The organism is Neobacillus massiliamazoniensis, assembly GCF_001048695.1.
Lineage (GTDB): Bacteria > Bacillota > Bacilli > Bacillales > Cytobacillaceae > Neobacillus > Neobacillus massiliamazoniensis.
On the sequence record NZ_CVRB01000001.1, the window covers coordinates 1,015,442 to 1,040,200 of the forward strand.

At 37.3% G+C, this 24,759-nt stretch carries 21 protein-coding genes and 1 pseudogene; 20 read left to right on the forward strand and 2 right to left on the reverse strand.

The window, feature by feature from the left end; genetic code table 11:
- Together BN1082_RS04890 and BN1082_RS04895 are read right to left on the reverse strand one after the other, a co-directional pair.
- Positions 1–1,281, reverse strand: a complete 1,281-nt coding sequence (locus BN1082_RS04890; protein ID WP_090631661.1) for an ATP-grasp domain-containing protein — start codon at positions 1,279–1,281, stop codon at positions 1–3.
- Between the two features lie 237 nt (positions 1,282–1,518).
- The gene (locus tag BN1082_RS04895; RefSeq protein WP_090631664.1) at positions 1,519–1,815 is read right to left on the reverse strand and encodes a hypothetical protein; all 297 of its coding nucleotides are present in this window, start codon (positions 1,813–1,815) and stop codon (positions 1,519–1,521) included.
- Positions 1,816–2,057: 242 nt separating this feature from the next.
- Between BN1082_RS04895 and BN1082_RS27315 the strand changes: the two genes are divergently transcribed.
- The 20 genes and pseudogenes from BN1082_RS27315 (at position 2,058) to BN1082_RS05000 (ending at position 24,718) form a co-directional block, all read left to right on the forward strand.
- Positions 2,058–2,375 carry a hypothetical protein gene (locus BN1082_RS27315; RefSeq protein ID WP_090631667.1) on the forward strand — a complete coding sequence of 106 codons (318 nt, stop codon included), beginning with the start codon at positions 2,058–2,060 and terminating at the stop codon, positions 2,373–2,375.
- 46 nt (positions 2,376–2,421) lie between these two features.
- Positions 2,422–3,180 carry a CsxC family protein gene (locus tag BN1082_RS04905; protein WP_425412125.1) on the forward strand — a complete coding sequence of 253 codons (759 nt, stop codon included), beginning with the start codon at positions 2,422–2,424 and terminating at the stop codon, positions 3,178–3,180.
- A 224-nt stretch (positions 3,181–3,404) separates the two neighbouring features.
- Positions 3,405–4,286, forward strand: a complete 882-nt coding sequence (locus BN1082_RS04910; protein WP_483814924.1) for a CsxC family protein — start codon at positions 3,405–3,407, stop codon at positions 4,284–4,286.
- A gap of 202 nt (positions 4,287–4,488) precedes the next feature.
- On the forward strand, positions 4,489–5,271 hold the full coding sequence (locus BN1082_RS04915) for a CsxC family protein (protein WP_245640316.1): 783 nt from the start codon (positions 4,489–4,491) through the stop codon (positions 5,269–5,271).
- 290 nt (positions 5,272–5,561) lie between these two features.
- Positions 5,562–6,038 carry an arginine repressor gene (locus BN1082_RS04920; protein ID WP_090631675.1) on the forward strand — a complete coding sequence of 159 codons (477 nt, stop codon included), beginning with the start codon at positions 5,562–5,564 and terminating at the stop codon, positions 6,036–6,038.
- A gap of 20 nt (positions 6,039–6,058) precedes the next feature.
- Positions 6,059–6,760: a Crp/Fnr family transcriptional regulator gene (locus BN1082_RS04925; protein ID WP_090631677.1), complete on the forward strand. Its 702-nt coding sequence runs from the start codon at positions 6,059–6,061 to the stop codon at positions 6,758–6,760.
- 694 nt (positions 6,761–7,454) lie between these two features.
- Positions 7,455–8,741, forward strand: a complete 1,287-nt coding sequence (gene arcA, locus BN1082_RS04935; RefSeq protein WP_090631681.1) for an arginine deiminase — start codon at positions 7,455–7,457, stop codon at positions 8,739–8,741.
- 57 nt (positions 8,742–8,798) lie between these two features.
- Positions 8,799–9,809 (forward strand): ornithine carbamoyltransferase, encoded by a 1,011-nt coding sequence (gene argF / locus BN1082_RS04940; protein WP_090631684.1) that lies wholly within the window; start codon positions 8,799–8,801, stop codon positions 9,807–9,809.
- A 100-nt stretch (positions 9,810–9,909) separates the two neighbouring features.
- Positions 9,910–10,869: a carbamate kinase gene (gene arcC, locus BN1082_RS04945; protein WP_090631686.1), complete on the forward strand. Its 960-nt coding sequence runs from the start codon at positions 9,910–9,912 to the stop codon at positions 10,867–10,869.
- 161 nt (positions 10,870–11,030) lie between these two features.
- Positions 11,031–11,132, forward strand: a pseudogene (locus tag BN1082_RS28085) (hypothetical protein); the annotation flags it as partial.
- A gap of 111 nt (positions 11,133–11,243) precedes the next feature.
- Positions 11,244–12,581, forward strand: coding sequence for a putrescine-ornithine antiporter (gene potE / locus BN1082_RS04955; RefSeq protein WP_090633161.1), 1,338 nt, complete (start codon positions 11,244–11,246; stop codon positions 12,579–12,581).
- A gap of 532 nt (positions 12,582–13,113) precedes the next feature.
- Positions 13,114–17,112: a carbohydrate-binding protein gene (locus BN1082_RS04960; RefSeq protein ID WP_176699653.1), complete on the forward strand. Its 3,999-nt coding sequence runs from the start codon at positions 13,114–13,116 to the stop codon at positions 17,110–17,112.
- Between the two features lie 114 nt (positions 17,113–17,226).
- A complete protein-coding gene (locus BN1082_RS04965) occupies positions 17,227–17,676 on the forward strand; it encodes a hypothetical protein (RefSeq protein ID WP_090631693.1) in 450 nt (149 codons plus the stop codon).
- A gap of 139 nt (positions 17,677–17,815) precedes the next feature.
- Positions 17,816–18,352, forward strand: a complete 537-nt coding sequence (locus BN1082_RS04970; RefSeq protein WP_090631695.1) for an HXXEE domain-containing protein — start codon at positions 17,816–17,818, stop codon at positions 18,350–18,352.
- 327 nt (positions 18,353–18,679) lie between these two features.
- Positions 18,680–20,227 (forward strand): spore germination protein, encoded by a 1,548-nt coding sequence (locus tag BN1082_RS04975; protein ID WP_090631697.1) that lies wholly within the window; start codon positions 18,680–18,682, stop codon positions 20,225–20,227.
- Positions 20,228–20,231: 4 nt separating this feature from the next.
- Entirely contained in the window at positions 20,232–21,332 is a 1,101-nt protein-coding gene (locus BN1082_RS04980; RefSeq protein ID WP_090631699.1) for a GerAB/ArcD/ProY family transporter, read from the forward strand.
- Positions 21,329–22,423, forward strand: a complete 1,095-nt coding sequence (locus BN1082_RS04985) for a Ger(x)C family spore germination protein (RefSeq protein WP_090631703.1) — start codon at positions 21,329–21,331, stop codon at positions 22,421–22,423. Before BN1082_RS04980 ends, BN1082_RS04985 begins: the two co-directional genes overlap by 4 nt.
- Positions 22,424–22,625: 202 nt before the next feature.
- Entirely contained in the window at positions 22,626–23,216 is a 591-nt protein-coding gene (locus BN1082_RS04990; protein WP_090631706.1) for a hypothetical protein, read from the forward strand.
- Between the two features lie 59 nt (positions 23,217–23,275).
- Positions 23,276–23,509: a hypothetical protein gene (locus BN1082_RS04995; protein ID WP_090631708.1), complete on the forward strand. Its 234-nt coding sequence runs from the start codon at positions 23,276–23,278 to the stop codon at positions 23,507–23,509.
- A 405-nt stretch (positions 23,510–23,914) separates the two neighbouring features.
- Positions 23,915–24,718 (forward strand): CPBP family intramembrane glutamic endopeptidase, encoded by an 804-nt coding sequence (locus tag BN1082_RS05000; protein ID WP_090631710.1) that lies wholly within the window; start codon positions 23,915–23,917, stop codon positions 24,716–24,718.
- Positions 24,719–24,759: the final 41 nt, after the last annotated feature.

The window sequence follows — 24,759 nt, forward strand, 5'->3', positions numbered from 1 at the left end:
TCACCACATACTATTGAATGGGATCAAGTTTTTAGAATAATAGTCATGATTTATCTCCCCATATTTTTGAATGGGATCAAGAATGAAACGTACCTCGCTGGCTGCTTCCTTGGCAATTCTTTTCGCTTCTTCTTTCACATCTGAGGATGCCAAAATATATCCACAACGATCTCCCATTGATAAAGGCGGTCCTAATATCGTTCCTTTTCGGGGTTTTATATACACTTCTTCTACACCGGGATATTGAGAGCTGCGATTTTTCCCTGTCACCTCAATTAATTTTCCTGTAGCATCAACAGTTAAATAATGTGCATATACATACTTACTATGTTTTTTAGTGAGGTTTGGCTTATTTCCTAACATTAATTGAATTGTTTCCTCTACCAAATTAATCCCATATCCGACTTCAATGATTCGATTCATCGCACCACCTGCGATTCTTGGGTTGATTTCAACTAATTTCCATGATCCTTGTACTAAGCGCATTTCAAGGTGACAGGCACCGTTGTTCATTTGAAAAGCTTTTAAGATGGAACTTACTGCCTCAAGGATTTTATCGTATAAACTTTGATCAATTTCTGCTAGTAAACCATATCCGGTTACAATAAAGCGTTGAGTAAACGTAATCTCTTGTTCGATTATTGCGATAATATGAACTTTTCCATTGCGTACTAAAACCTCAATCAAATATTGGGGTCCTGTTAGATACTCCTCTACCAAAATCTGGTTATTATTATTTAGTAATTTTTGTATTGCTAGCTTTAATTGTTTCTTGTCATTTGCCAACAGAACATCTCTTGATCCGGCAGATACGGGAGATTTTACAATAAGAGGTAAATAGCTCTTTTGTTTATGGATAAAGTTCTCTAATGAATCATCTGGTGTATATATTGCATAATGAGGTGAACTTGAAAGGTCTTTGAGAAGCTCACGTGTTAAAACTTTATTTTCCATTTTTAAAATTGGACCAGCAGAAATACCACTTGAACAAAATTCTTCTGATAAAGCTGATGCTTCATGAACAAATGGATCTACAAAACTCAAAATACATTTTATTTGTTTGCCTTGTTTTTGTAACTTGATGATATTTTCTTTTAATTTGTCGTAAACGAATAATTCCACTAGAATCATTTGATGGACATCGGGAAATTCTATTCTTTGGTCAATGAAATGTTGTTTTTTCGTTAATAACACTGTAAAAAAGCCGAGTCGTTCTGCTGCTTTGATTGCTTCTCTACTTGATCCAGATTTGTTGGCTTCAATAAATACAATTGTTTGCATAAGCTTTGTCACCCTTTCTTTGTGATTTTTATGGAGGATTTAGCTTTAACGCTTTTGATGAAGTGAAAAAGCAAATAACTTTCCTTTTCAATATATTGTCGTAAGACAAGAATGGTCTGGACAAATACCATAATTCTTAAGACTAAAAAATTTGTAAAAATGAAAAGAGCGTCTGCAATATATGCAAAACGCTCTTTAAAAGTATTATAATGGGTGGTTTGCCTAGAATGCTGCTATTCACTCCTTCTTAAATGGTTTTGGTGAATCAATCCACTTACCATCTTTTGTTGGACTCATTACATAATATCTTGCGGTACACAATCTTGCTTCTACATATTCCATTGGATTATGTGTGACAATTTCACCTTCGAGTCTTTCCTTTTCCATTTTAGCAAACATTGATAAAGCCCTGGCGGTTAAATCTAAAGCTCGTTTTAGTCTATAAACATCATTAAAATAATCTTTGTCCATAGCGTGATATGAAATTTCATCTGCTTTTCCGATGATTTCTTTAAGTCTTTGATAGTCGGTCAATCTAACCACCTCCCACTAAATATTATTGAATAGTGATTTTCTTTATTACTACTTACTCCTCAGAACTCACGCACCATTTTTAAAACTCTAGAAAAATACTTAGTAATATTGTATGGGCATTTGTTCTAAATGTTCATCCCAAGTGCATCGTTAAAAACATAATGAACAAGTGAAAGAGATAAGTTAGCCGTCTGCTCAGTATTGCTAAGGTGTTGGAGTATATAAAGGAACGGGATTAGCGATTGGATGTGGAATTCATTTCGGATATCACTGAAACGAAGCGGTTTTTGACGGAAATTATGCGGGATGAAAATGCAGATATGAAGGACCGGCTAAAGGCATCGGAGTATATTGCCAAGACCAAAGGGGCTTTTTTTGAGAAAAAAGAGCTGCAGGGTACTTTCAACAATAAGATAAAATTTGGTTTTGTTGATCCAACTTTAGCAGAGGATCTTTGTAAAAATATGCTAATGACTATTATACTTGTCCAATACTTTAACATGAATACTGAATACTATACCCATGTAAAATACACTTTTACAAAAAATATAAAGAAATGAGGTAATTTTTTTGGGAAGTAATGATAATATTCAAGCAAATCAAGCCATGGACCCCCCTGGTCCTTGTTCAGTAACACCAACACCATTAACACCTTTTACGAGTGCAAATACCGCAACAGTAGCTGGACCAACTGTTAGGAGGATTAAAGTTCCTGTTGTACTAGCAGAGCCAACAATCCAAATTCCGATTGAGACAACGATTACCCTTACTCCTGCAGCAACTGAAATTAAAAGAGTCAAAAAGAATGTATTTCTAGATCAAGTGAAACTTGTTCCGGTTGCACCATTTACACGTGTTGACGGTACTGACTTTTTTACCTTTCAAAGAGCTAAATTATTTATAGCAGGGCATATTCGAAAAGATATTGAATTTACTACGGCTGGGACTACGCCTGGGGCATGTACTGTATCGCTTACAGATACAGTTGTCGATATTCCATTCACTGGATTTACAGAACTTACAGCAGGAGAGGGTGGAACGCTCATTAATCTACCAATCTTAGGTATTAATGAAAGTTCCGAGTCTAGTTTCCTTAGTGATACAAACAACTTAAATGCTCGCTTGGATAAATTTTTCTTCAATAATCTTGTCAAATTCAATGAACAGCCATTTGGTGAGTTAGTAGCCGCAAACTTCTTTGAACTTGATTTTGCGACACCGGAACCAGCACCTGAGGCAACTTTTTCCACGTTGACTGAAAAACTCGTCCTAGAACTTACTGTAAAAGTATTACAAACTCAGCAACTTACCATTACTGCAACTTCAGTCGTTCCTAATCTTCCTGGACTTACTCCTCCAGTTTAATGAATGTTCTTCAGCAAATGTAAGAAATTACCCATAGTATGATGCAGGAAATATGTTCTAAACAGATGATCGAGTGCTTAATTCCTTAAAATAAATAAATCAGAAAATGGCAGTGGAATTAATGATTCATATCCTACAAGTCCAACAAGTCCGAGTCAAAAGATAACTTATTTATGATTTTATCTCAAAAAACCCATTTATTTAAAAAAATGTAAACAACTATTATACATGTCCAATTCTTTTACAAGAATACAGAATATTATACCAGTGTAAAAAGGGCTGTTACAAAAAATATAAGAAATGAGGTAATTTTTTTGGGATGTAATGATAATATTCAAGCAAATCAAGCCATGGACCCCCCTGGTCCTTGTTCAGTAACACCAACACCATTAACACCATTTACGAGTGCAAATACCGCAACAGTAGCTGGACCAATTGTTCATAGGATTAAAGTTCCTGTTGTTCTAGCAGAGCCAACAATCCAAATTCCGCTTGAGACAACGATTGCGCTTGGAGCTATGGCAACGGAAATTAAAAGAGTCAAGAAAAATGTATTTCTGGATCAAGTGAAAATTGTTCCGGAAGCACCATTTACACGTGTTGACGGCACTGACTTTTTTACCTTTCAAAGAGCGAAACTATTTATTGCAGGGCATATCCGCAAAAATATTGAATTTACTACGGCTGGGGCTACGGTTGGCGCATGTACTGTATCGCTTTCAGATAGAGTTGTCGATATTCCATTCACCGGCTTTACAGAACTTAGTGTAGCGGCTGGAACGCTTATTAATCGACCAATCCTCGGTATCAATGAAACTTCCGAGTCTAGTTTCCTTAGTGATACAAACAACTTAAATGCTCGCTTGGATAAATTTTTCTTCAACAATCTTGTCAAATTCAATGAACAGCCATTCGGTGAGTTAGTAGCGGCAAACTTCTTTGAACTTGATTTTGCGACACCGGAACCAGCAGCTGAGGGAACTTTCAGCACGTTGACTGAAAAACTCGTACTAGAACTTACTGTAAAAGTATTACAAACACAGCAACTTGCAGTTGCTTTAACTACAGTCGTTCCTAATCTTCCTGGACTTACTCCTCCAATGTAATGGATGTTCTTCAGTATATGTAAGAAAAAAGGTTCTGTTTCTTGTAAACAGAGCCCTTTTGTACTTCGTTCAAATGCCTATTTTCTCAAATATGTGTGAATGTCCCATTATACATACCCATTCTCTAAGACAAATGTGGAATACCTTAAAAATGTAAGTAGGAGTGTATTTCGAAATATTATAAAGAAATGGGGTTATCTTTATGGGTAGTCATCAACCAGAGCATGAGTGTCATGAGCCAGATCATACACCGGTCCCCGGAGGTCCATGTCCAGTAGAACCGACAAGATTAGTGCCATTTACGAATTCAGGTACCGATCTATTTGTTGGGCCGGCTGTTACGACAACGATTAAAGTTCCTGTTGTAACAGCAGAGCCAACGATTCAAATTGTGGTAGAGACAGATATTAAACTTCATCCTGCAGCAACAGAAATTAAAAGAGTGAAAAAAAATGTATTTCTTAATCAAGTGAAACTTGTTCCTGTTGCATTTACACGGATTGACAACACTGACTTTTTTAATGTGACAAGAGGGAAATTATTTGTAGCAGGACATATTCGAAAAAATCTTGAATTTGTTTCGCATGAATGTAAAGGAGAGGTTCAAGATCGAATTGTAGATATTCCATTTACTGGTTTTACAGACATTACAGCTTTCACCAATCCTCCAATCATCGGGATTGCTGAAACTGCTGAGGCTAATTTCCTTAATGAGACAACCAACTTAGATGCTCGTTTGGATAAATTTTTCTTTCAAAATCTGGTCAAATTTAATGAACAGCCATTCGGTGAGTTAGTAGCCGCCAACTTCTTTGAACTAGATTTTTCACCAATTATGGCATCTCCTGAGGGAAAATTTAAAACGTTGCGTGAAAAAATAGTACTAGAGCTTACTCTAAAAGTGTTACAAGTTCAGCAAATTCGATTTTCTGCCAGCCCAGTAGTTCCTAGGCTTACTGGGCTTACTCCTCCCACAAGTCCGTAATCAAGAATAAGGACTCTGTTTTTTTAAGCAGAGTCCTTTTACTATGCGCACGGCATAGGGAATCTCTTTTTTACTTTATTCAGCAGTTAAAATTCGAATAATATTTGTTGATAATTGAACCAGCATCCCAATCATTTCTCTTAGTTCATGTGATGTCAGGCACCTAAAAAGTTACCTAAAATGGTAAATATTTTTAAATTGTTTGAAATATGTTCACATTTTGTATATTTCAGTCATCATTATTTTGATATATCATTTTAATGAAAATACATTGAAAGCGAGCTTGGAATATGAATAAAGAGATGAGGCTGCAGCAAATTAAACAACTGATTTCAGAACAAGAGGTAAAAACTCAGGAAGAACTGCAGCATTTACTTTTTAAAAAAGGGTTAACCGTGACACAAGCAACGATTTCACGAGATATACATACATTAAAGCTTATTAAAGTGCAAACAAAAGATGGAAGCCTTAAATATAGCTCTAAGATTGAGGAAGAAAATCTCATTTCAGATAAACTAAATTCAAATAAACTAAGGCGTAAACTAATGGAAGACCTTGTTAGCCTTGAGGTTATTGAATATTTTGTTCTCTTGAAAACATTACCAGGGAATGCTCATTCTTTTGGAGCGCTTTTAGATTCACTGGAACTCGAGGGTAAAGCAGGCACCATTTGCGGAAATGATACGTGCTTAATTATATGCCGCTCCAGAGAAAGCGCCACCAGAATCAAAGAACAAATGGAAGGTTTTATAAATGATCTAGACTAGCTTAGAAAGGTGATGCTTTTATGCTTAACTCAACTGCGATAAAAATGGACGTCCTTTCAGATTTACAGCAATTTGATATTTTAAGATGCATTCCTGCTAAAACACTACAAAAATATCTTCCTTTCTTTTATTTTCGGATCTACAAGAAAAATCAGCGTATATTTATGGAAGGCGATCCGCGTGATAAAATCTTTTTCCTGCTCGATGGGTATGTGATGTACGAAAGCGGCAGTGAAGAGGGCAGCATGCTCTATCTCGATATAGTGAAACCCAATCAAATGTTAGCTTATGGGGGGATCTTTACAGAAAGATACTATAAAAATACGGCCATTGCTGCTACCGATATAATGGTCTATTTTGTTCCATCACATGTATTTGAGGAAATGCTTAATATAAATGCGAAGGCGTTAAAGCATGTGATTTCCAAGCTTTCAATCATTCTTTCACTTCATCAAAAGAGGGTACAGCAAATTCTCATTCCTAATGCACAAGAACGTGTTTTGCACACTTTGCAATATTTGATGGATGATCTAGGTGTGAAGGAAGGTAAGGAATTTGTGATCCCGTGCCCGCTTACTGCTTTAACGATTTCCAAAATATCTGGTACAACAAGAGAAACCGTCAGCCTGGTTATGAACCAATTAAAAAAAGAAGAAATTATATCCGTTAACGCAAAGAGAATTCGCTTCCATAAGCCGAATTACTTTAAAGAAATCAATTAAATTGCAAGAAAAAATGACCTTGGTAAATCGAGTGAGTAATCAGCTTTCAAAGCTGGTAAAAGATTTGCCTATCGAATCGTAGAAGATAAAAAGAAATGCTTTAAAGAGGGTGTCCCAAAACTTTTAGGGGCACCCCCTTTTTTTATGGTCTGTTAAACTTTGTCTGGTGATTTCCGCTCTAGTGGCGGTCCGGTGAGCCTCCTCGGCGCTATTGCGCCTGCGGGGTCTCCCCTGCCCCGTACTCCCGCAGGACATTGAATTACATCCTTGAATCCGCCCACGCACGAAGGAAATGCGATAGCATTTTCGAGGAGTCGAGCGCCCTCCGCTCCAATCACCATAGCGGAAAAATTATCATGAACTTTGTACATATAGTGGTGCCTGACACCTTTTGGGACAGCCTCTATTTTTTTACCTATGCGAAGGTTTAACCCTAACCTGACGGATAATTCTCTGAATTTTAGAACTTAATCTGTGAACTTTATTTGACATGCATTTGATATGCATAAATCCTGTCCTGAGCAGCCTGAAATTAATAAAATTGTACAAAAATATACAAACCGACCTATAGAAACGACAAAAAAACGTAATGATTTTAACAAATTATTTGTTAAGCATTTCACAAATTGGATGATTCATATCGCCTAATATATAGGTGTAGCAAGAAAAGTTCACTTAAAGGGGGAAAGGAAAAATGAGCAGTATAGCGGAGATCGCTTCTGAGAGAGAAATAAACCATAAATTAAAGCACCCCATCCATGTTACATCAGAAATCGGTACTTTAAGAACAGTTTTATTAAAACGCCCTGGTAAAGAAGTTGAAAATCTAGTACCTGAATATCTACAACGTCTTTTATTTGATGATATTCCTTATTTGCCAATCATCCAAAGAGAGCATGACTACTTTGCCGAGACATTAAAAAATAGAGGCATAGAAGTTCTATACCTCGAAAAATTAGCTGCTGAGACATTAAGTAACCCAGAACTAAAAAAACAATTTGTTGATGATATTTTAAGAGAAAGCCGAGCCAATGTCAATGGCGCAGCAAAAATATTGAGAGAATACCTGTTATCTTTTTCTTCTATGGAAATGGTAGATAAAATCATGAGTGGTGTCCTTAAAAAAGAAATAGAAGAAAGTAAAAAAACACATTTGTATGAATTAATGGATGATCAATATCCATTCTACTTAGATCCAATGCCAAACCTCTATTTTACTAGAGACCCGGCAGCAAGCATTGGGAACGGGCTGACCATTAATAGTATGCGTGAACCGGCTCGCCGTCGTGAATCATTATTTATGCAATATATTATTAAGCACCATCCGCGGTTTGCAGATCATGATGTTCCGGTTTGGCTAGACCGTGATTATGAGTTCTCGATTGAAGGCGGAGATGAGCTTATTTTAAGTGATGAAGTCATCGCCATCGGTGTTTCGGCTCGTACATCAGCAAGAGCGATTGAAAGGCTGGCCTTAAATCTTTTCAAAAAGAATAGCTCCTTTAAAAAGGTACTTGCCGTTGAAATCCCTAAATGCCGCGCGTTTATGCATTTAGATACGGTATTTACCATGGTGGACTATGATAAATTTACGATTCACCCTGGGATTCAAGGTCCTCAAGGAGATATGAATGTCTATATTCTTGAAAAGGGTGAAGATGACGAACACGTCAATATCTCACATCGTTCCAACCTCCAAGAAGCTTTAAAAGAAGCGCTTGGGCTTAGTGAACTGGTTCTTATTCCATGCGGCGGTGGCGATGAAATAGCTTCTTCCCGTGAGCAGTGGAATGATGGCTCTAATACACTAGCGATTGCACCAGGAGTCGTTGTAACGTACGACAGAAACTATATTTCTAATGAATTATTGCGTCAGCACGGTATTGAGGTAGTAGAAATCTTAAGCTCCGAATTATCTCGTGGCCGTGGGGGCCCTCGCTGCATGAGTATGCCGATTGTACGTGAGAACATTAGGAAATAATGATTTGACCACACACTATTGAAAAAAATACAAACTTAACTAAAGGAGAGAATAGATATGTTAGCAACTGCACCTAAATTACATGGAAAAAGTTTTCTTTGCGAAAAGGATTTTACAAAAGAAGAGTTCGTATATTTTATCGATTTAGCAATGAAGTTAAAAGATGAAAAGAAAAATGGGATTCCACACCGTCATTTAGAAGGTAAAAATATTGCCCTATTATTTGAAAAACCATCTACTCGCACACGCTGCTCCTTTACAGTAGCTTGTATTGATCTTGGTGCACATCCAGAGTATCTAGGCAAAGATGACATTCAATTAGGTAAAAAGGAATCCGTAGAAGACACAGCAAAAGTTTTGGGACGCATGTTTGACGGAATCGAATTCCGCGGCTTCGAGCACAAAAAAGTTGAAATGTTGGCAGAGCATTCTGGTGTACCAGTATGGAACGGATTAACAGACACATGGCATCCAACTCAAACACTTGCTGACTTCTTAACAGTTAGAGAAAATTTCGGAAGACTTGAAGGAATTAAATTCGTATACGTTGGCGACGGACGCAACAATGTTGCAAACAGCTTGCTTGTAGGCGGAGCACTTGTTGGTATGGATGTTCGGATTTGTTCACCAGAATCACTATTCCCAGAAAAAGAAATCGTGGAATTGGCAAAAGAACTTGCAGAAAAATCAGGAGGCAAGGTTACCATTACCAGCAATGTGGATGAAGGTGTTGCCGGAGCTGACGTGATTTACACAGACGTATGGGTTTCTATGGGAGAAGAAGATAAGTTTGCAGAAAGAATCGCTCTCCTTTCTCCATATCAAGTAAATATGGAAATGGTTAAAAAGACAGGAAATGACAAAATGATCTTCTTACACTGCCTGCCTGCTTTCCATGACCTTGAAACAAAATCCGGAAAAGAAACCTATGAAAAATTTGGTCTCTCTGAAATGGAAGTAACTGATGAAGTATTCCGCAGTGCTCAGTCAAAGGTATTTGATCAAGCAGAAAACAGAATGCACACAATTAAGGCAATTATGGCCGCAACTCTTGGGAATTTAGATTAAGAGTTTACTAGAAGGAGAAGGAGTTTTTTCTCCCTTCTCCTTCTTTTCTTTCCAATAAAAGAAAATGGCTAATGGAAAGAAGAATAGGAGGATAAAGCATATGAAAAAGAAAGTTGTTATCGCATTAGGTGGCAACGCCATTCAGTCAGGAGATGCTTCAGCTGTAGCCCAGCAACAGGCTCTTGAAACAACAGCAAAACAATTGGTCGATTTTATCGAACAAGGTATGGATATAATCATTTCTCATGGGAACGGACCACAAGTAGGAAATATTTTACTACAGCAGGCAGCCGCAGATTCTATTAAAAATCCTGCTATGCCGCTTGATACTTGTGGCGCGATGAGCCAGGGAATGATTGGCTATTGGATGCAAAATGCAATGGAAAAAGCATTGAGTGAACGTGGAATTATAAAAAATGTAGTAACGGTCGTTACTCGCGTTTTGGTTGACAAAAATGACCCTGCATTTGTTAATCCAACAAAGCCAATCGGACCTTTCTACAGCGAAGATGAAGCGCAAAGAATAATGGAAGAAACCCATACATGTTTTAAAGAAGATGCTGGCCGCGGCTGGAGAAGGGTTGTTGCATCACCTAAACCAGTTAGCATTATGGAGCATTCCGTTATTAATTCCCTCGTTGAACAAGGAAACATTGTTATTTCGACAGGGGGCGGCGGAATCCCGGTTATTGAAACTGAAAATGGTTTGACCGGGGTAGAAGCTGTAATCGATAAAGACTTTGCATCTCAAAAACTTGCCGAGCTTGTTGATGCAGATGCGCTAATTATTTTAACAGGGGTTGATAATGTTTACATTGATTTTAACAAGCCAACTCAAAAGAAATTAGAAGATGTAACAGTTGCCGAAATTAAATCTTATATCGAATCAGGGCACTTTGCTGCAGGAAGCATGCTTCCTAAAGTGGAAGCTGCGGTCAGCTTTGCAGAGACAAGTCCTGGTCGTAAAACAATCATTACCTCACTCGAAAAAGCTTTTAACGCTATTGTTGGAAAAGCTGGGACTGTCGTTTCCCTCCAAGGTGCAGAGGTTCTAGTCTAATTCATTTCAAAACCTCTTTGAAGCCTTCTTCGAAGAGGTTTTTTTCTGAATCGGCTATCTTTGCGACTATTTTTTATTTGACTTGGCGTAGATACGGTATAAACAATTCTTCCCAATGATGAAGGATTGCACCCCGTTATTACTAGATTTAACACCGGAAGATCCCGGGATTTTTTTTCACCCAGTCCGTTCATAAACAGCCAGCAGGATTTTCCCAATCGTCACAAATTCATAAGAAGAACCGCCAAATCAAAGGTCAAGACCGTTATGTTGATAATAAACGCTTCAATAGCGCCTATGTGATGTATGCGTTTACGAGTCAGTATAACGTTAAAAAATTTGAACTTTACTATATTAAAACGGAGTTGTTAATTATGAGTCAAAAAAAGACGAAAATGAATGCTTTACAGTTAACCATATTAACGGCTGTAAATATGATGGGCTCTGGGATCATAATGCTTCCAACAAACTTAGCACAAGTAGGAACAATGTCTATTCTTTCCTGGTTAGTGACTGCACTGGGATCTGTAGCATTGGCATATGGATTTGCCCAATGTGGGATCTACAGCCGTAAAGGCGGGGGCATGGGTGGATATTCCGAGTATGCTTTTGGTAAAGCCGGCAGCTTTATGGCCAACTATACGTATAGTTTGTCCTTGCTTGTTAGTAACGTAGCGATTGCTATAACTGCCGTAGGTTATGCAACAGTATTTTTAGGTGTGACACTTTCTCCTATTAATGTTTGTATTTGGACAATCATTTTATTATGGGTTACCACAGTTCTTAATTTTGGCGGTGCCCAAATTACCGGAAGAATTGGTTCAGTGACTGTATGGGGAGTCATTATCCCTGTAGTGGCTGTTAGTATTATTGGTTGGTTTTGGTTTGATGGTCACCGTTATGTAACATCATGGAATCCACATCATTATTCGCTCTTTTCAGGAATTGGAAAATCAATTTCCATTACTTTATGGGCTTTCTTAGGACTTGAATCTGCATCTGCGAATATGGATGCCGTTGAAAATCCGGAAAAGAATGTTCCGATTGCCGTGCTTGGCGGTACTTTGGGAGCTGCTGTGGTTTATATTCTGTCAACAAACGTTATTGCCGGTATTGTTCCTAACGCGCATTTGGTAGAATCAAATGCTCCATTTGGTTTAGCATTTGCAACCATGTTTAACCCGGTTGTCGGTAAAGTGGTTATGGCCTTAATGGTTATTTCTTGCATAGGTTCTTTATTAGGCTGGCAGTTTACAATCGCCCAAGTATTCAAGAGCTCTGCTACAGAAGGATATTACCCTAAAGTATTTACGAAAATAACAAAAACCGAAACTCCGATTGTTGGAATGGTGATTCTTTGTATCGTTCAAACTTTATTAGCATTGATGACAATCAGCCCGTCCTTAAATAAACAATTTAATACTTTAGTTAACTTGGCCGTCGTAACCAACATGATTCCATACTTATTATCTATGTCTGCCATAATGGTTATGCAAAAAATTGCCAAAGTACCGGCTAAAAAGGCGAATATCAGTAACTTTGTAGCCGTAATTGCATCCCTTTACAGCCTATATGCTCTTTATGGCTCAGGTTTAGAAGCAATGACTTACGGCTCAATTGCTACCTTCGCTGGCTGGATATTGTACGGCTTTATTTCATACCGTTTTGACATGGAGAAAAATTCTGCATTAGTTAGCAATAAAGCTTCATAAAATAAACGGAATGATGTTCTTTCAAAGATAATATTAATAGAAGAAATATAAAAGATGATTGGAAAAGGGGCAGCAAATCGTAACGATTTGGATGTCCCTTTTTAATTGTTCTTAAAGGATTTCTTATACAATAGATGGCCTTTTGGTATACCAAATACGCTTTTCTTGTTTACTACTAAAAGAAAAAACTCTCCTCTAAAATGAAGAGAGCAGATATTAATATCTTCTTATTCTACTAACTTAATCAGGTTAAAAAAGATGTTCATATCCATAGTCAAATCCATTGTGATTTTTTTATGAAATTACCAAAAGTCTGCACTTTTATGAATTCCTTTATATCCACGATTTGTTATCTCCTCACGAATACAACGGTAACCTTCTTAGACAAATTCAACAGCAGAGGAAACAAAAAATACAAATAAAAGGATATATTTCTAACTTTACAATACGTTTACAGCTCGCGGACAAGAATTTTACAATCGGTTGGTACAATTGAAATACTATCGATAGAAAAAAATCAAGGGAGATGTTTATGGTTACCTTAGCAAAATTTTACAAGATATTTTTTTCATTCATCCTGATAGTTTCATATCTACTCAGCAGCAGTGTTGGCTATATGGCGGTGCATGCAGCAAGTGATGGATATAGTTTAATAGAAGCCGAAAACTTTAGTTCCAAGTCGGGTTCCTACCTTAAAGTCGAAGCCTGCCCAGATGGTGGACAAAGTGTGGGAGGTACTAATGACAACCAGTATTTAGAATATAATAGTATTGATTTTGGTAGTGGAGTTAATGGTGCTACCAAATTTAGTGCAAGACTTTCAGTAAAGGGATCAAATGCAGGCGGTAATATTGAAATCAGGCTTGATAGTCCGACAGGTCCTTTAGCGGGAACACTTACTGTCTCTGCTACGGCTGCAGACAATTGGAATGTCTATCAGACTCAATCCACCGATATCGCCAATGTTACTGGAGTTCATGATGTATACCTTGTATTCAAGGTAGCAGCGGGAAAAACATATGTAGCCAACCTCAACTGGTTTCAGTTTTCAAAAACGTTGAACAGCATTGACATTACAAAACAGCCAACAAAGAAAGTTTACAGTATTGGAGAGAGCCTTGATACCACGGGTATGGTAGTCACCGGCACCTACATAGATGGTACGACAAGGGTGGAGGAAGTCAGATCTTCCGATGTAAGCGGGTTTAACAGTTCAACTGCAGTGGCCAGCCAGACACTGACCGTCAATGTACGTGGTAAGACAGCAACCTACAACATAGCGGTCGATGGTAAAAGCGCGTACACTCTAACAGAAGCCGAAAACTTTAGTTCCAAGTCGGGTGATTACCTTAAAGTCGAAGCCTGCCCAGATGGTGGACAAAGTGTGGGAGGTACAAATGACAACCAGTATTTAGTATATAATAAAATTGACTTTGGCAGCGGTGTTAATGGCGCTACCAAATTTAGTGCAAGACTTTCAGTAAAGGGATCAAATGCAGGCGGTAATATTGAAATCAGGCTTGACAGTCCGACAGGTCCTTTAGCGGGAACACTTACTGTCTCTGCTACAGCAGCAGACAACTGGAATGTCTATCAGACTCAATCTACCGATATCGCCAATGTTACTGGAATTCATGATGTATACCTTGTACTCAAGGTAGCGGCGGGAAAAACATATGTAGCCAACCTCAACTGGTTTCAATTTTCAAAAACGTTGAACAGCATTAGCATTACAAAACCACCAGCAAAGACAGTTTACCGTATTGGAGAGAGCCTTGATACCACGGGTATGGTGGTCACCGGTACCTACATAGACGGTACGACAAGGGTGGAGGAAGTCAGATCTTCCGATGTAAGTGGCTTCAACAGTTCAACTGCAGCAGCCGCCCAGAAGCTGACCATCAATGTACGTGGTAAGACAGCAACTTTTACAGTAGATATAAAGCCGAGGAATCTAACAAGCATCACAGCACCTGCAGCGATTACAGGAGTGATAAACGGAACAGCGCCAACAGCGGTGGCACTTGGATTGCCTAGCACAGTAGTAATGGTAACCGATGATGGAAATGTGAATGCACCTGTAACATGGAATATAGCTGCCTCAGGATACGACCCGTCCGTGAAGACCGAGCAGAGTTTCAAGGTAACAGGAACAGTAGATCAGCCTTCAGACGTAACAAATCCGAACAATGTAGCATTGTCAACAAGCATCAATGTGACTGTTCTTGCTTCGACAACCCCAGATAGGGATACAAGTTATAAATTCAGCTTTATGTCCATTTCTGATACACATGCAAATACACCAGGTGATTTCGCTGATGTCTCACTTAACAATGCATTGCAGGACGCAATTGGTAATAATGTACAAAACGTTAGCGTTGTTGGAGATCTTACCGATTACGGAACAGATGCAGAATATAATTTATTTATGAACAGAATGAATAAATATCCTCAACTTAATGCCAACTATGTTTTAGGGAACCATGATGTAAGGTGGTTGCAGGGAGGATATGATACTGCTAAAAGCAGATTTTTGACACATACAGGTATGCCAAATACTTATTATGATAAGTGGATAAACGGATACCATTTCATCTATTTGGCAACAGAGACTGATGATAAAGACAGTGCATATCTTTCAGATACCCAACTTCAGTGGTTAAATGATAAGTTGGCAGAGGGTGCAAGTAAAGATAAACCGATATTTTTATTCCTTCATCAGCCACTAGATAACACTGTATATCAGGAATATCCGTGGGATCCTTATCAAAGTGATGCGGTACAGGATCAAAAATTAGAGGACATTATTGGAAAATATCCTCAAAGCTTATTAATAACGGGACATATACATTATCCTCTCACGTTACCGGGTACTTTTTATAACAAGCAGTACTTTTCAATGGTAAGAGATGGAGCTGTTAAGGATTCAGGTCAAGGCTTGATTGTTGATGTTTATGCCGACAGGGTTGTGCTAAATGGAAGAGACTTCAACACAAAGAGTACGGTAACTAAGTGGACCATCAATAATTATACAGCCGATGCACTTGCAGCGGATAAGCAAGCGCCTACCGCACCAACTAATGTCACAACGAAAGTATTAACAGACAAGATGGTAAATCTGTCATGGGATGTAGCTACTGATAATTTTAAGGGTAATGTAGGTGTTACAGGTTACGATATTTATAATGGTGATACTCTAATTGGGTCAACAACAGGGCGTACGAACTTTAAAGTAACAGGATTGACTCCAAATACGACATATCAATTTACTGTAAAAGCTAAGGATGAAGCAGGAAATATTTCAGAGTCTAGTAGTCCATTAAAAGTTACTACTTTAGGCTACGATCCTGCTCCGGTAAATTTGGCTCTGAACAAGACGGTTACATCCAACGGAAGTATAGCAGGATACGAACCTTCCAAGGCAGTAGATGGATCAGCTGCAAGTGGCAGTAAGTGGTCTTCGAATACTAACGGGGACAAATGGCTAATGGTTGATCTTGGAGAAAATTATGACATATCCAGATGGGTAGTAAAGCATGCTGGAGAAGGCGGAGAGACCTTATCCCTGAATACAAAAAATTATAAGCTTCAAGGAAGTCTAGATGGAACTGTCTGGAGTGACCTGGATTCAGTAGAAGGAAACGTTTCGAACAGCACGGACAGGTATATACCGAAAACCAACGTAAGGTATGTAAGGCTTTATATTACTACGCCGCAAAATGCTAATGAAACGGGAACTGCAAATATTTATGAATTTGAGGTCTATGGGCGAAGCGCCGATGTTCAACCGCCAGTTACAACGGTAACGACAGATGGGGTTACTGGTGACGGCGCTTGGAACTCACGAGATGTGAATGTGAAGTTCACTGCAGAGGACGATCCTAATGGAACTGGTGTAAATCGCATCGAGACAAGGGTAGACGGCGGTGATTGGACAAACAAAACTGAATTAACGCTGACTACTGATGGTATGCACAGTATAGAGTATCGAGCCATAGATAACGCTGGCAATGTGGAAGCAGTGAAACATCTTGCCATTGGTATCGATAAGACTGCTCCGGAAATCTCGGTATCCGTACCAGGGGATGGGAGCATATATGAAAATTCCAGTGATCTGACACCTGAGTTTGCATTGGCCGACAACTTATCAGGTGTTGACAACAGTAAAACGATGGTGACTCTTGATACGAATTTTTACAAAATCGGAACGACGATCCCGCTGTATACGTTGCCGCTTGGTCCTCATACCCTTGTTATATCCTCAATTGACCAAGCCGGCAATATGGGGAGTAAAACTGTTCACTTTCAGACAGTGGCCAGCATTGATTCCTTAAAGGCGTTGGTGACGCGCTTTGTCGATACGAAATGGATCGATAATGCCGGAATTTCCAATAGCCTGCAGGCCAAATTGGCAAACAACGATTTGAACAGTTTTGTGAATGAAGTAAATGCACAAAACGGGAAACACATTTCAAGTGTAGCTGCAACCTATTTGCTGCGAGACGCTCAATATGTTTTGTCACAACAATAGTGCATTTTTGAAAAGATAGAGGAAACCGATTCAAGCATGGCTAGAGTTATAAACAAACAGACGACCAATTGTATGGTCGTCTGTTTGTTTATTAGGGGTAGAGGGAGCTAAACAGTGGTTATACCGTTATGGAAAAACAATCATCTTATTCGTGAGTTTTCAATTATTGGTTCAATGAACGAGGAGATGAGAGAATTATCGGAAATGAATTCTGTTCCAGCTTTAATTCAAGCGGGTCATTTATATTCCGATTTTTTATCTTGTAATAAAAGTTTTTTGTCATTTATTTGGTCCCCTGAAATGGTACAGAACAAAGATGTAAGTGGAAAAGTTGTTGACATTATTCATTCAATGTCTGAACATATCACCATGCATCTGACAAGGGCAGTTTCTGGTCCTGTTGAAAAACAGAAGATTGAATTGGCTACTTCAATGTTTCTTTCAACCTTATTTACCCATTTTTTTGTTGGAGAAAGAATATCAGATGAACACACTCATGAAAATGATAACTATATCGAGGATTTAGTAAATCTTATATTAAAAGGACTAGATAATTCCAATTAAGAATACTAAATTTTTTTTGAATAATATTGAGTGTTTACTCAGTGGGTAAAGCAGAACTGTTGAATTTTGGTAATCTATGTCACAAGAGGTAAGTCTATTATTGTTAATAGTTATGAAGGATATAAAGAGGTGATGAAAAATGACAGATATGCAAGTTCTTATTTGGCTTTTCCCTTTACTTTTTATGTTCCATGATTTTGAAGAAATAATTTTCATGCGAGCATGGATAGGCAAAAATAAAAGTAATTTAAGTGAAAGGTTTCCTGTATTATCAAAAAAGTTATTGCCTCATTTTGAAAATATGACAACATCTGCCTTCGCTTTAGGGGTAGCGGAAGAATTCATTTTAATTAGTATAATTACGATCGTTTCCTATATGACAAATTGGTATAGTTTATGGATCGGTTCATTTATTGCCTTTACTTTGCATTTGTTAATACATTGTTTTCAAGCACTGATAGTGAGGAAATATATACCTGTTATTGTTACAAGTGTTATTTGTTTGCCTATTTGTATTTATATTATTAAGCAAATAATTCAGATTGCCTCGTTAAATACTATCATTTTGTACTCTATTTTGTGCTTTATTATTATGGTAATCAATTTATTTGTCATTCATAAGGTTATGGCTATATTTAGCAAATGGATAGTCCGATATGAGCATCAAAGTAAATAAATGAACAATATTCATATTATATGTTATAAAGAATATTTTCTTGAACAAGTAACGAATGCGATTGCTCAATTAGGGTAGTCGCTATTTGTGTTAACGGCTTAGTTGAAACTGATAATTGGGGTGAACTTCACATGTAACCCCCATTTCTTCTTCAACGGAAAAGTCGAATAAATTCAGGTGCTTTTATGTAAGATTTTTGCATCACTTTAAAAATCTTCAAAGAACTTCTATTTCTTATTCTTTTATAGAAAGGATGTGACATAATTTTCTATTTGGAAATCCATAATAGAAATAGATTAAAACAGATATAGGAAGGATCCAGGGTGCATGTTTTATTTACTAAAGGTTTTAAAAGACTTATACAACTCAGGTAATAAACAAGAAAGTAACAATGCTCATATTTCTAATAAAAACAATGAAGATATTGTGCTATCCCCTGATGTATCCATAAATATCAAGTATATTCAGCGACGGTTTTATGAGTCTCCTGATTTGGTCATCCGGCGCTTTCAGATTAAAGCGACTCAATCCGAAGCGGCTTTAGTGTATTTTTCTGGATTATCCGATAAAAATTCAATTCAACATAATGTTTTACAGCCCTTGATACACGGCACCACCGACTATATCACAGTGTTGCCTGTCACAGTGGGGAAGACGAAAGTTGTCGAAGTCTGGAGTCAGGTTGAACAGGCGATCTTAAATGGAAATAGTGTTTTATTTATTAACGGGCAAATAACAGGATATCAATTAGATACAAAAGGTGGTCCAAAAATTGACATAAAAGAGCCTCATATCGAGATATCCTTAAAGGGAACACACCAGAGCTTTGTAGAATCTGATAGTCAGAATATTGCTCTTATACGAAGATACATCCCTCAACAGGAACTCATTTTGAAAGAGATGACGGTTGGTATACGAGGGAAGACGAAGGTTACTATTTTATATTTAAAAGATGTGGCATCCAAAGAAGTGCTAAAAGAATTGGAATCGAGAATTGAAAAAATAGACGTTGATGCCATTATTAATACAGGTGAACTTTTAGAGTTCATTGAAGATAATCCATATTCACCTTTTCCACAATTTATATTAACTGAAAGGCCAGATACGACTGTATCCCATATTCTCCAAGGGCGATTTGCAGTTGTTGTGGATCGTTCTCCCTTTGTTTTGATTGCTCCTTCCGGTTTCACCTCCTTTTTTCAGGCGGTGGATGATTATAGTACACGATGGCTAGTTGCCTCCTTCATTCGTATACTTCGTTTTGTAGCTTTTATGATTGCTTTATTTCTTCCAGCAACCTATGTTGCGTTAATATCATTTAATTTTGAAGTTATTCCGATACAGCTTTACCTTTCAATTGCCGAATCAAGGACCCAAGTTCCATTTTCACCGGTAATGGAAGCATTTCTCATGGAGTTGACTTTGGAAATGATGCGTGAAGGAGCTGTCCGTTTGCCTACTCCAATCGGGCAAACGGTTGGTATTGTGGGAGGCATTATTATTGGACAAGCTGCCGTTCAAGCCGGTATTGTGAGCAATATTATGATTATTGTGGTAGCTGTAACTGCCATTGCTTCTTTCATTATTCCTAATTATGACATGGGCTCAGCGATTAGATTACTTCGATTCCCCATGATGCTATTGGCTGCCTTCTTCGGCTTTGTCGGAATTGTCATCGGCTCAATGACTTTGGTTGCACATTTCGTTAGTCTTGAATCTTTGGGAATACCGTATGGAAGCCCATTGGCTCCTTTTCGATTTTCCGACATGAAAGATACCTTTATTCGATTGCCTTTATGGAAAATGAATAAACGGCCTAAAGGTGCAAGGGCGATTCAATCTACTCGGCAAGGGGAAAGTCGTAAAAAAAGGTGAAACGATGAAAAAGTATGCCTACAACGAAATTACATTGATGCAGTATATTTTCTTGATTAACGGCACCCAGGTAGCGACGGGAATTTTCTCCCTCCCCCGATTGCTTGCAGAAAAAGCAGGTCCGGATGGCTGGATTTCTATTCTCTTAGGCGGTTTCTTATCTATTGTGGCTAGTATTTTTATTGTGAAGACATGTGAACGGTATCCAGATGACACACTATATGAATTATCTATCCGTTTTTTCGGGAAAGTAATCGGAAAGATCATTATTCTTATTTACATGATTTATTTTATTTTTTATGGATGGTCAATTTTTGTTAATTCCATTCTTTATATTAAGGGATGGCTTCTTCCTAGAACGCCGGATTACTTGATTATGATATTGTTTTCGATTCCTACTTATTTAGTTGCACGTAACGGAATCCGTGTTATTGGGCGATACAATGAGTTGTTTTTTTATTTGATGATTTGGATTCTTTTTCTTTTCTTCATTCCGTTTAAAGATGCCCATTGGTTGAATTTTCTTCCTATTCTAAGGGATGGATGGAAACCTGTGCTATCAGCTGTCCCTTCTAGTATTTTTTCTTTTATAGGATTTGATATTGCGTTCTTCTTGCACCCCTTTCTGCAAAAAAAGCAGCATGCAGTAAAAGGCGTTGTAATTGCTAATCTCCTTACCATGTCGTTTTACTTATTTTTAACGATTAGCTGTTATGCCTATTTTAGTCCTGACGGAATTACAGAATTTAATCAACCGGTATTGAGTTTGCTGAAAACCATAGAATTTCGTTTTTTAGAACGTTTTGATATGGTGGTTTTGGCAGTTTATCTGCCTATAATCTCAACTTCTTGGATTCCTATCATGTACTTTGCAGCATTTTGCTCTAGTCAACTTTTGAACAAACAAAATCATAGTTCTCATATCGTCGTGTTTTTATTGTTATATATTGGATTGATTTTTTGGATGCACCCTACATGGATACAATTGGGATCTTACCAAAATATAGCTGCGAAAAGCGGGGTACTGTCGGCTTATATATTTCCTGTATTTCTTTGGATTTATAGTTGGGGATTTAAAAAGTATCATCGGAGGAAGATACATTGAAAAGCAAATTACTATACTGCCTCTGTATACTTACAATACTAACAACTGGGTGTTCTGACCAAATATTTGTAGAAGATGTTTCCCTAACCCTAATACTTGGAGTAGATTTAGATGAAAAAGGGCACTTGGTTGTCTACATGTCTAGCCCTGTTTTTAGTAGACAAGCAAAAACAAAAAGAGACATATCCACTGTCAGATCCCATACAATTCGCGGCTCCAGAGAAGATCTTAATACCACTGTGATGGGATTAGCATCAGGAAGTAAAACACAAATTATCTTAGTTGGAAAACGGTTACTTAAACAAAAACATTGGACACGTTATCTGGATCCATTTTATCGGGATCCGAAAAATACTGTTACACCAAAAATTGTTGCAGTAGATGATTCTGTAAAGGAATTAATTTACTTTAACCCACAAGACAAACCAGTACTTCCATTTTATTTAACAAAATTAATTGATTCAGCAGCCGAACGAAATATTACAGTCAAAACCAATCTTCAGGAATTTCATGAGCAGATTTCGAGCAAAGCAATAACAGCCAGTATTTGTAGACTGAAAAAAACGAATAAGGTGTGGGTAACAGGTAGTGTTTTATTGGATGATACGGGCAAGTATAAATTAAGTATCACACCAAGAGAAACCCTAATAATGCGTATTTTACAACGCGGAAACGTTGGGGAATTCCCCTTCACTATTTCAATTCCTATACAACCACATGATCGAAAGGAACATTGGTTAAGTTTTTCGACGATTGATAAGAAGGTAAAGACCAAAGTTATGTATGATCATGGTTATATCTTCGATGTAAATATAAAATTGAGAGTTGGTATAAATGAACGACTTTTTCCTGTAAGTGACCCGAAAATCTTGGAAAAGGGTATCGAAACGACATTAAAAAAGGAATTCGACGGGCTCATCAAAAAAATACAAACTGCTGAGATTGATCCTTTTGGGTTTGGAATGTACGCACGAGCATACACCTACCCTGAATGGAAAAAGGTACAAAATCATTGGGGAGAAACCTTCTCAAATGCTAAAGTAAATGTGAAGGTAAATGTAATAGTATCCGGGTCTGGAACCGTTAAATAACTTAAAGTGAGTGGCTTTGCTACTGCGAACATGTAAAGCTTTATTGATAAGACCAACTTAATTGCTAGATTCGAAAAAATAACGAATAAGATCAGTTATTTAGAAAAAACACACATTATTGGGAAACTCAGCAGTAGAAGAAGGAAAAGTACCATATTTAATGGAATATATTGTATATATACTGGTGAAAGGAGTAAATTGTGTGATTGATAAAAGACGAACAAAAGAAAGTGACCATGAAATAGATGATGCTTTACAAGAAATTACAGATACAACAATCTTACTGAATTTCCAAAAAGCTATTGTTAGTTTATACCCACATTTAATACCAATTCACGCTTTTGCCTATTACGCTTGGGATGACATTATAATGCCATTATTTTATGAGATGGTTTATAAAACCTTTGCTTTTAAATATGGTATTGATGTCAAATATAATGAAACTCATACCTATATTTATACACTAAGTTGCTATAAAGGGATTAATCATATCGAATGCGTGCCAAAGCATACTTCTTTTAAAGTTTTAATAAACGATGAATGGATTGATATGGAAAAGAGCAGTTTGGAAGAAAAGGTCCTTGTGTTCAAGTCATTTGGGGATGGAATTTATTTTGTTACTGGTGGACTAGATGTTGAGGATGCTTATGATGTAAGTTTTGACCTTATTGAGGTAGACATTGTTTCTGCAAAGACAGGTTACCGTTCTAAAACAAGTGTATTTATTAATAAAGAAGAGTTAGAGTTTATGTTTGTAGCAGAAACATACGATGAGAACATACATATCGAATAGACAAAGAAACAAATAGATAGATGATATTAACTAGTATTGTTAATAAAGAGGTGGCCCCGTTGGAATGGTTTAGAGTCTTTGCAATATTAGGGTTAATTTTTTTTATTATTGGGATTTCACAAGTCTATCTTTTAAAAAAAGAGTTGAAAAATATAGATAAAGAACAAATTATGCCGGATGAATTTGCAGATCAGTGGGAAAAAAGATTATCTTTGGGGAATGTTTTTATTATACTAGGGGCTATTCTGGGAGGTATTGCTACCCTACTTCTTGATTTCAAATTTATTTTATAATTATTTAAAGCTTATTTTAATAGATTGTGAAACGATTCATTTACACTAACGGGATTTCTTTAGGTGTCGTTCTGGGAGGCATTGGAACTATACTAAATATTATCTCCAAGGAATTGATCGCTATTTTATCTTTTTAAATGAGACTTCTATCCACCTACTGACCCAACTCTAATTATGCGTTTTAAACAATGATGGTTCTGTATCTTTAGAACATACATATTATGCTTATGGAAACATTTCCACTTCAAAACTAAGTCTAATAGACTCGTAGGAACATTTAATTTGGCTCGGAAAATCTTCTAATAAACTGGATGAAAACCTTATTGGTTTTCTAGAATTTCACAAATTATCTTAAATAGTTGATTCAAGGTATAGTAAAACCACGAAACATTTAGGAGGTTAATTATGAACAAACCAAATGAGAAAAAGTTATTTTATGTTCTTGCAGCGGTAGTTTATTACATAGTCACTTCCATCGCAGCGCTACTACTAGGTATTATTCAACCCGCAACTCACATTCCGGAAGTAATTATTCAGCTTACCCAGTTCGGTCCAACCATTGGCGTTATAACAGTCATTCTTATTTTCTCCAGAAAGCTGAATCTTCATTTAGCAATTGGCTTCCGACTTAACTCTTTTGAGTTGAAACGACTTCTCACTGCTGCTTTTTTGGTAGTTGTAATATTTGCACTGTCGATTGTTTGGTTCTTAATGAACGGTCATGATATTGTTTATTCGAGTCCTGGATCATTGTCTCAGCCTTTTCTGATCATCTTGATTGCCCAGTTTATCGGCGCAGCTGGGGAGGAGTTTGGATGGCGTAGTTTTTTTCAACCATTTTTACAATCAAGACTTGGAGTTCTCTTAAGTTCTATATTAGTAGGTTTATTGTGGGGACTTTGGCACGTTGGAATCTTCGCTAAAGGGGCTGCATTTGCTGGATTCTTTCTGTTAATGACTATTGCCTTGTCAATCATTATGGGAGAATTGCTGCGCCATTCGAAAGGAAGTCATTTATTCATTTCCACAGCATTTCATGCACTGATAAATATTGGATTGCTGCTGCTCTTTAGTGAGGAAGATGGTGATGTCTATGCAATGGGAACCGTTGCCATCGTTTGTACAGCGGTTTCAATTGGCGTTTATTTCTTCAACAATTTTACCTCGAATGCTTCAAAGTTGAAGAATGCTTATTCAGGTGAAGTGTAGGAGAAATAACGAAATTATAAACTATTAGAGAAGATTGTGAA

Excerpts from the sequence above, each read along its gene's own strand:
- argF (WP_090631684.1), top strand. The coding sequence starts at position 8,799 with ATGTTAGCAACTGCACCTAAATTACATGGAAAAAGTTTTCTTTGCGAA.
- arcA (WP_090631681.1), top strand. The coding sequence starts at position 7,455 with ATGAGCAGTATAGCGGAGATCGCTTCTGAGAGAGAAATAAACCATAAA.
- BN1082_RS04970 (WP_090631695.1), top strand. The coding sequence starts at position 17,816 with ATGACAGATATGCAAGTTCTTATTTGGCTTTTCCCTTTACTTTTTATG.
- BN1082_RS04980 (WP_090631699.1), top strand. The coding sequence starts at position 20,232 with ATGAAAAAGTATGCCTACAACGAAATTACATTGATGCAGTATATTTTC.
- BN1082_RS04920 (WP_090631675.1), top strand. The coding sequence starts at position 5,562 with ATGAATAAAGAGATGAGGCTGCAGCAAATTAAACAACTGATTTCAGAA.
- BN1082_RS04925 (WP_090631677.1), top strand. The coding sequence starts at position 6,059 with ATGCTTAACTCAACTGCGATAAAAATGGACGTCCTTTCAGATTTACAG.
- BN1082_RS04960 (WP_176699653.1), top strand. The coding sequence starts at position 13,114 with ATGGTTACCTTAGCAAAATTTTACAAGATATTTTTTTCATTCATCCTG.
- arcC (WP_090631686.1), top strand. The coding sequence starts at position 9,910 with ATGAAAAAGAAAGTTGTTATCGCATTAGGTGGCAACGCCATTCAGTCA.
- BN1082_RS04905 (WP_425412125.1), top strand. The coding sequence starts at position 2,422 with ATGGACCCCCCTGGTCCTTGTTCAGTAACACCAACACCATTAACACCT.
- BN1082_RS05000 (WP_090631710.1), top strand. The coding sequence starts at position 23,915 with ATGAACAAACCAAATGAGAAAAAGTTATTTTATGTTCTTGCAGCGGTA.
- BN1082_RS04975 (WP_090631697.1), top strand. The coding sequence starts at position 18,680 with ATGTTTTATTTACTAAAGGTTTTAAAAGACTTATACAACTCAGGTAAT.
- BN1082_RS04915 (WP_245640316.1), top strand. The coding sequence starts at position 4,489 with ATGGGTAGTCATCAACCAGAGCATGAGTGTCATGAGCCAGATCATACA.
- BN1082_RS04890 (WP_090631661.1), bottom strand. The coding sequence starts at position 1,281 with ATGCAAACAATTGTATTTATTGAAGCCAACAAATCTGGATCAAGTAGA.
- potE (WP_090633161.1), top strand. The coding sequence starts at position 11,244 with ATGAGTCAAAAAAAGACGAAAATGAATGCTTTACAGTTAACCATATTA.